Annotated in this window: 7 protein-coding genes; 2 read left to right on the top strand and 5 right to left on the bottom strand. The window is 71.9% G+C overall.

What is annotated here, in order from left to right; translation table 11 throughout:
• Window positions 1–58: 58 nt before the first annotated feature.
• Window positions 59–820 carry a phosphoglyceromutase gene (locus ACFU99_RS25565; RefSeq protein WP_384395824.1) on the bottom strand — a complete coding sequence of 254 codons (762 nt, stop codon included), beginning with the start codon at window positions 818–820 and terminating at the stop codon, window positions 59–61.
• Window positions 821–1,027: 207 nt separating this feature from the next.
• Between ACFU99_RS25565 and ACFU99_RS25560 the strand changes: the two genes are divergently transcribed.
• Complete coding sequence (locus ACFU99_RS25560; protein WP_384395830.1) at window positions 1,028–2,299, top strand: MDR family MFS transporter; 1,272 nt, start codon at window positions 1,028–1,030, stop codon at window positions 2,297–2,299.
• An 8-nt stretch (window positions 2,300–2,307) separates the two neighbouring features.
• Here ACFU99_RS25560 and ACFU99_RS25555 read toward each other — a convergent pair whose 3' ends face one another.
• The 3 genes from ACFU99_RS25555 to mshA form a co-directional block, all read right to left on the bottom strand.
• Complete coding sequence (locus ACFU99_RS25555; RefSeq protein WP_384395821.1) at window positions 2,308–3,984, bottom strand: glycoside hydrolase family 55 protein; 1,677 nt, start codon at window positions 3,982–3,984, stop codon at window positions 2,308–2,310.
• A gap of 184 nt (window positions 3,985–4,168) precedes the next feature.
• Window positions 4,169–4,669, bottom strand: coding sequence for a YbjN domain-containing protein (locus ACFU99_RS25550; protein ID WP_384395818.1), 501 nt, complete (start codon window positions 4,667–4,669; stop codon window positions 4,169–4,171).
• Window positions 4,662–6,035 (bottom strand): D-inositol-3-phosphate glycosyltransferase, encoded by a 1,374-nt coding sequence (gene mshA, locus ACFU99_RS25545; RefSeq protein WP_384395815.1) that lies wholly within the window; start codon window positions 6,033–6,035, stop codon window positions 4,662–4,664. The genes ACFU99_RS25550 and mshA overlap by 8 nt, the downstream gene beginning before the upstream one ends.
• 165 nt (window positions 6,036–6,200) lie before the next feature.
• Between mshA and ACFU99_RS25540 the strand changes: the two genes are divergently transcribed.
• Window positions 6,201–7,037 carry a class I SAM-dependent methyltransferase gene (locus ACFU99_RS25540; RefSeq protein ID WP_384395812.1) on the top strand — a complete coding sequence of 279 codons (837 nt, stop codon included), beginning with the start codon at window positions 6,201–6,203 and terminating at the stop codon, window positions 7,035–7,037.
• Between the two features lie 43 nt (window positions 7,038–7,080).
• Here ACFU99_RS25540 and ACFU99_RS25535 read toward each other — a convergent pair whose 3' ends face one another.
• Window positions 7,081–7,443, bottom strand: coding sequence for an NUDIX domain-containing protein (locus ACFU99_RS25535; RefSeq protein ID WP_384395827.1), 363 nt, complete (start codon window positions 7,441–7,443; stop codon window positions 7,081–7,083).
• Window positions 7,444–7,587 lie beyond the last annotated feature (144 nt).

Raw genomic sequence — 7,587 nt, 5'->3', positions numbered from 1 at the left:
CGGTCGGCCGGGGCCCCACATGTCGCGTGTGCGGTGACCGCTGTCGGCCGCCCTGCGACTACTTCTTCTTGCCCTGGTTCTTCACTGCCTCGATGGCGGCCTTGGCGGCGTCCGGGTCGAGGTACGTGCCGCCGCGCTTGACGGGGCGGAAGTCGGCGTCGAGTTCGTAGGCGAGGGGGATGCCGGTGGGGATGTTCAGGCCGGAGATCTCCTCGTCGGAGATGCCGTCGAGGTGCTTGACCAGGCCGCGGAGGCTGTTGCCGTGGGCGGCGACCAGGACGGTGCGGCCGGCGAGGAGGTCGGGGAGGATGCCGTCGTACCAGTACGGCAGCATGCGGACGACGACGTCCTTGAGGCACTCGGTGCGCGGGCGCAGCTCGCTGGGGATCGCGGCGTAGCGCGGGTCGTCGCTCTGGGAGAACTCGGCGCCGTCCTCAAGGGCCGGCGGCGGGGTGTCGTACGAGCGGCGCCAGAGCATGAACTGCTCCTCGCCGAACTCGGCCAGGGTCTGCGCCTTGTCCTTGCCCTGGAGCGCGCCGTAGTGGCGCTCGTTCAGCCGCCAGGAGCGGTGGACGGGGATCCAGTGGCGGTCGGCGGCCTCCAGCGCCAGCTGCGCGGTGCGGATGGCGCGCTTCTGGAGCGAGGTGTGGACCACGTCGGGGAGCAGACCGGCGTCCTTCAGCAGCTCACCGCCGCGGACCGCCTCCTTCTCGCCCTTCTCGTTCAGATTGACGTCCACCCAGCCGGTGAACAGGTTCTTCGCGTTCCACTCGCTCTCGCCGTGGCGGAGGAGGATCAGCTTGTACGGTGCGTCGGCCATGCCTCTGAGCGTAATCGACCCGGCGACCGGGGCCGGCCGGGGCCCGCGCCCGCCCGCGCCCGCACGATTGACGATCACCGTCAATTGAATAGCGCGGCACCGCTCGTCCTTTGTAAGTTGCGGTCATCACATGCGCCACTTACATGTGTCACTCACGCAACTGGCAGATACCTCGGGGGTCCCGCCTTGTCCACGTCCGCGAACGGCATGCGCCGCGCCGTGCAGGAGAGTGTGTCCGGGCTCCCCCGGGCCTTCTGGTGGCTGTGGACGTCCACCCTCGTCAACCGCCTCGGCGCGTTCGTCGCCACGTTCATGGCCCTGTACCTGACGATCGAGCGCGGCTACAGCGCGTCCTTCGCCGGGCTCGTGGCGGCCCTGTACGGGCTCGGCGGCGCCGTCGCCTCCATCGGCGCGGGCGTGCTGACGGACCGGCTCGGACGGCGGCCGACCATGCTCGTCGCGCAGTCCTCGACCGCCGTCCTGGTGGCGGTGCTCGCGTTCGTGCAGCACCCCGTCGCCATCGCGGGCGTCGCGCTGCTCGTCGGCATGGCCGCCAGCGGATCGCGGCCCGCCGTACAGGCGATGATGGCGGACATCGTCGCCCCCGAGGACCGGGTGAGGGCCTTTTCCCTGAACTACTGGGCGATCAACCTCGGGTTCGCGTTCTCCTCCATCGGCGCGGGCTTCATCGCCGAGTACAGCTACCGCGCCGGGTTCCTCATCGAGGCCGTGATGACGCTGGCCTGCGCCGTCCTCGTCTTCGTCAAGCTCCCGGAGTCCCGCCCCGACCACGCGCCGAACGCGGCCGACGCCGCCGGCAAACCCGCCGCACCGCCCGTGAACCTCGGCACAGTGCTCCGTGACGGCCGCTTCATGGGCCTCGTCTCCCTCTCGATCCTCATCGGACTGATCTTCCAGCAAGGCTCCGTGGCCCTGCCCGTCGCGATGGGCACCGACGGCTTCTCCAGCGGCGACTTCGGGCTCGCCATCGGCGTCAACGGCGTGCTCATCGTGCTGCTCCAGATCCCCGTCACCCGCTTCATCCAGCACCGCAGCCCCGGAAAACTGCTGATCGCCTCGGCGCTCCTGGCGGGCTACGGCTTCGGGCTGACCGCCTTCGCGGGTTCGCTCTGGCTGTACGCGCTGACGGTCGCCGTCTGGACGCTGGCCGAGGTCGTCAACGCGCCCGTACAGATGGGGCTGGTCGTACGGCTCTCCCCCACCCACGGGCGCGGGCGCTACCAGGGCGTGTACTCCCTGTCCTGGTCCGTCGGCTCGCTGGCCGCGCCGCTCATCGGCGGCCGGGTGATCGACGCGTACGGGGCCCCCTGGCTGTGGGGCGGCTGCGCGGCGGTGGGGACGGTGACCGCGGTCGGGTACTGGCTTCTCATGCGCGGCCTGCCGGACGAGGAGGGAGCCGCCCCCGAGAGCCTCCCCGGTCCGGCGGAGCATGACGCTCCGGCGGACCGGGTGAGCTGAGCACGCCCTCAGAGCGCCCGCTGAGCCTCGTACAGATTCCGCGGCCATACGGACTCCGGGTGCCCGTACGCCTCCACGCGCGCGTGCAGCGGCCCTTTGAAGTCCGGTACGTCCACCTGGCCGAACTCCCTGACCTCGCTGATGCCCACCGTCGCGCTGTACGGCGCGATGTCGTCGATCTTCACGCAACCGGCCCGCCCGTTGACGACGCGTACGTTCCAGTGCGTGAACCGCGCCCCGTACAGCGGCCCGGCGCTCGCGTCGCCGCCGTGCGAACCGGTGTTGTTCACGGTGATGTCCGTCCGTACGTCGGCGAACGGCATCCCGCGGTGCGTGTCGAAGGTCCCCATCTCCATGCGGCCGCGCGACCAGACGTTGTAGCTGGAGAGCCCCTCGACATTGATGCCGTGCAGCTGCGTGCCGGGCGGGGCCGGGACCGTACGGTCGTCGATCGCGAACTCCTCGACGAGGTTGTCGTGCGAGCCCTCGCGGCAGCAGTACGGATGGTGGCTGCCGCGCCCGGAGACGCGGGTGCGGCGCAGGGTGCACGCCTTGGCGGCGACGAGCAGGAAGCCGTTGTCGACGTTGTTGACGCGTACGTCGTCGACGCGGCAGTCCCACGCGCACTGGAGGGCGACGCCGTTGTACCCCTTGTCCAGCAGGTGCTTGGCCTGCGGCGTCTCGACGACGTCGAGCGTCAGCCCCTCGACGCCGCTGCCGGTCACCGGCCGCACCAGGGTGGTGAGTTCGGGCCGCCACTCGGGGCGCGCGTCCAGGGGCAGCGGCCGGTCCAGGGTCACCCGTCGGCCGCGTACGGCGGTGACGCGGCACGGCCATTCGTACGGTACGTACGAGGTGAGCTTGGTCTTGTCGGCCCACTGGTAGCCGCGCGCCCCCTCGACGTCGCCCGCCATGTGCTGGAGGAGGGTGTGGCCGGTGTCGTCTGTGAGGCGCAGCAGGACGCGGTCGCCGCGGCGCAGGCGCGACGGGTCGGCGACGGAGACCGTCCAATCTCCTTGCCGTGCGGGCGTGCTGATGGCGGTGAGGGTGCGGAACTCGTCGCGCTTGTTGCCGGTCCAGCCCTCGAACGGCCAGTCCTCTTCCCTGATCGCGTCGGTGAGCGCGCGCCGGCGCTCGCGCGGACAGATCCAGATGAGGCCGCCGGCCCAGGACCAGGCCGACTTGTTCCCGCCGTAGCGGCTGCCGTACGGGCCGACGATCTCGGTGAGGCTGCGGGTGGCGTGCAGGGTGGTGCGGGAGGAGCCGGCGCCGCGCAGGACGACGTTGTCGTAGCCGATGCGGATGACGTCGTCGATGCGGTACGTGCCCGGGGGCACCGTGACCGTGCCGCCGCCGCGCCGTCCGGCAGCCTCGATGGCGCGGTTGATGGCGGGCGCGGAGTCGGCGGATCCGTCGCGCTTCGCGCCGTAGTGGAGGACGTTGACGACAGGGCCGTGGGGGCGGGGGAAATCGCGCGATCCGCCGTAGTGTCCGGCGCGGCCGATGTAGGGGATGTTCGGGTGCGCGTACGGATTGTGGGTGAACTCCCGCCACAGTCTTCGGCCTTGGGGGGCGGTGGCGGGGGCGGGGGCGGCGGCTGCCGGAATGGCGGGCGCGGCGAGCACAGTGGCTCCGGCCGCCGTGGCGATGGCGCTGCCGAGGAGTTTGCGTCGGGTGAGGTCCATGAGCCCGCCTTCCATGGATATGAACACTGTTCATATGAGCGACAGGCGTGACAATGCCATGCGCCTGCGGCGGGCGGAAGGGGGTGGGAGCGAGGCATCGCCTTCGCCTCATTGCACGGGGCTCTGCCCCGGACCCCGGCCCTCAATCGCCGGGACGGGCTGGAATGGAGAGCCGAAAGGTCCGCTACTCCTTGGTCAGATTCGTGAACGCGTCGAGGTTGCGGGTGGACTCGCCGCGCGACGTGCGCCAGGCGTACTCCTTGCGGATCGCCGTCGCGAAGCCCATCTCAAGGAGCGTGTTGAAGGAGCCGTCGGCGTTCTCCAGGACGGTGCCGAGGATGCGGTCGACTTCCTCGGGGGTGATCGCGGCCAGCGGCAGGCGGGCGACGAGGTAGATGTCGCCGAGGTGGTCGATGGCGTAACTCACGCCGTACAGGCGGGTGTTGCGCTCCAGGAGCCAGCGGTGGACGGCGGCCTCGTTCTCGTCCGGGTGGCGGACGACGAAGGCGTTGACGGAGAGGGAGTGCTGCCCGACGACCAGGGAGCAGGTGGTGGAGAGCTTGCGGGTGCCGGGCAGCTTGACCACGTACGTACCGCTGGAAGGGGACTCCCACTCCAGCTCGGCATCCTTGAGCGTCGCCTCGATGACCTGCCGCGCGTCCGCCGTGTCCGTCATGTCAGCCATGGGTCGAGCGTAGGCGACGCCGCTGTTCCTGCATCGCGGCGGTGTAGACGTCGGCCGTCGCCGAGGCCGCGGTGTCCCAGCCGAAGGACTGGGCGTGGCGGGCGGCCCGCTCGCCCATGCGGTCGGCCAGTTCCGGGGCGTCGGCGAAGCGCCGCAGGGCGTGCGCGTAGTCGGCGGGGTCGTGGCCGTCGATGAGGAAGCCGCTCTCCCCGTTGCGTACGGCCACGGGGAGCCCGCCCACCGCCGCCGCGACGACCGGCGTGCCGCACGCCTGCGCCTCGGCGGCCACCAGGCCGAAGGATTCGCTGTAGGAGGGCATGACCAGCACGGACGCGGCGCGGTACCAGTCTGCGAGCCGGTCCTGGCCGACCGGCGGCCGGAACTGCACGACGTCCGCGATGCCGAGCCGGGCCGCCAGCTTGTGCAGTTGCTCCGGCTTGGCGAGGCCGCTGCCGCTGGGCCCGCCGACGACCGGCACGACGATGCGCGAACGCAGCGCGGGCTCCTCGTCCAGCAGCACGCCGACCGCGCGCAGCAGGATGTCCGGGGCCTTGAGCGGCTGGATGCGGCCCGCGAAGAGCGGTACGAGCGCGTCCTGCGGCAGCCCCAGCCGGGCGCGGGCGGCGGCGCGGCTCGCGCGCACGCCGGGGCCCTGCGGGCGGAACCGCTCCAGGTTGACGCCGGGGTGCACGACGGCGACCTCGCCGGGGTCGGCCTCGTAGTGCCGTATGAGCTCCTCGGCCTCCTCGGCGGTGTTGGCGATGAGCCGGTCGGCGGCCCGTACGATCTGCGTCTCGCCGATCACGCGCGCGGCGGGCTCGGGCGTGTCGCCGGCGGCCAGTGCGGCGTTCTTGACCTTGGCCATGGTGTGCATGGCGTGTACCAGCGGCGCGCCCCAGCGCTCGGCGGCGAGCCAGCCGACGTGGCCGGAGAGCCAGTAGTGGGAGTGGACGAGGTCGTAGTAGCCGGGGCGGTGCCCGGCCCACGCCTGCATCACGCCGTGCGTGAAGGCGCAGAGCTGGGCGGGCAGCTCCTCCTTGGCGAGCCCTTCGTACGGGCCCGCGTCGATGTGCCGGACCAGGACGCCGGGGGCCAGCTCGACCGTGGGCGGGAGGGACGCGGTGGTGGCGCGGGTGAAGATCTCGACCTCGATATTGATCGCGGCGAGGCGTTTGGCGAGTTCGACGATGTAGACGTTCATGCCGCCCGCGTCGCCCGTGCCGGGCTGGTGCAGCGGGGAGGTGTGAACGCTCAGCATGGCGATGCGGCGGGGCCGCCGGGAGGTGCGGCGCAGTCGCGACGGCCCGGCGAGCGGGCCGTGGGTGCGGCTTCGGCGCGTGCCGAGCCGCGGTACGTACTGGCTCACCGTACGTGTCCTCCTGCGTAGGCGGGCTACAGCTGTCAGCCTTGCAACACCGGAGGAGTGAGCTCCAATTTCCTGTTTTGCCAAAACGTGACGCTGACCACCCGAGTGGCTGCTTGCCCGGTCCGTGACCGGGCCTTCGGCGGCGCACCGCCTAGGCTCGTCGCCATGCCCGCCCAGCCCACCCGGAAGTCCGCACCGACCTCCTCCGCGCCGTCCCATGCCCGGCCCGTGGGCTCGGCGACCCGCGGCACGACCAACCCGAACCGGCTGCGCCGCATGGACCGCTGGATCGCCGCCGCGCACGCCGCCGTGCTGCTCCGCAGCTCCGACCCCGTCGCGGTGGACCTGGGGTACGGGGCCGCCCCCTGGACCGCCGTCGAGCTGCTGGCCCGGCTGCGGACCGTACGGCCGGGGGCCGAGGTCGTCGGCGTCGAGATCGACCCGGCGCGGGTCGCGGCGGCGCTGCCGTACGAGCGGGACGGGCTGGTCTTCGCGCACGGCGGCTTCGAGGTGCCGCTGCCGGGCGGCCGGCGGCCTGTCCTGATCCGGGCGGCCAACGTGCTGCGGCAGTACGACGAGGCGGAGGTCGCCGCCGTGTGGGCCCGGCTATGCGCGCGGCTCGCCCCGGACGGGCTGCTGGTGGAGGGCACCTGCGACGAGATCGGCCGCCGCCACGTGTGGGTCGCGCTGGGCCCCGAGGGCCCGCGCACGGTCACCTTCGCGGCCCGCCTGGCCTCCCTGGACCGCCCCTCCGACCTGGCGGAACGCCTCCCGAAGGCCCTCATCCACCGCAACGTACCGGGCGAGCCCGTCCACGCCTTCCTCCGCGACTTCGACCACGCCTGGGCCTCCGCCGCCCCCTACGCCGCCCTGGGCGCCCGCCAACGCTGGATCCGCACGGCAGCCTCACTCGCGACGGCCTGGCCGCTGACGGACAGCCCGCGCCGCTGGCGGCAGGGGGAGGTCACGGTGCGGTGGGGGGCGCTTGCGCCGCGGGGGTGACGCTGTCCTGGCAGGGGCCCGCTCCCCTCTCGCACAGGCCCGGCTACCAGAGGAGTCTCCCGTTGCGCAGGTAGCGCATTTGCCCGTCCGAGACAGTCTTTACGGCTGCCTCGAAGCGCCGGGCCAGCCTCGGGGGCAGCAGCCTTCTCGACTCGTCGTAGGTGGCAAAGGCCAGTTCGGAGAGTTCTTCGTCGTGCGGTCGCAGATCGGCAGCCCTGCCGTCATCGACCACACCACCATCGAAAATGAAGGCCAGCTGATCGTCCCAGGGGCCATGCGGCTCCACCCAGTCCACGACCAACAAGGCGCGTATCTCTACGGTCAAGGCAAGCTCTTCGCGCAGTTCCCTGGCCACCGCGTGGTCTGGAGGCTCATTGGCCTCCGCCATTCCGCCAGGAGCGGGGATGGGGGGGTGCTGCCGGGTGGGGCGGCATTCTGCTCGGCCGGGTGCGGGTTTCGTCTCGGACCCTCCGGGTCCAGAGCGCCGGCAGCGGGAGGGAGGGGGTGGGGCGGCTGTCGGTTTGCTGTCTGCGGCCCGTCTCGTGGCTGG

Origin of the sequence: Streptomyces sp. NPDC057654 (assembly GCF_042800135.1) — a bacterium.
Lineage (GTDB): Bacteria > Actinomycetota > Actinomycetes > Streptomycetales > Streptomycetaceae > Streptomyces.
Note: the sequence above shows the minus strand (reverse complement) of the source record. Positions and strands in the feature narration are given on the sequence as shown.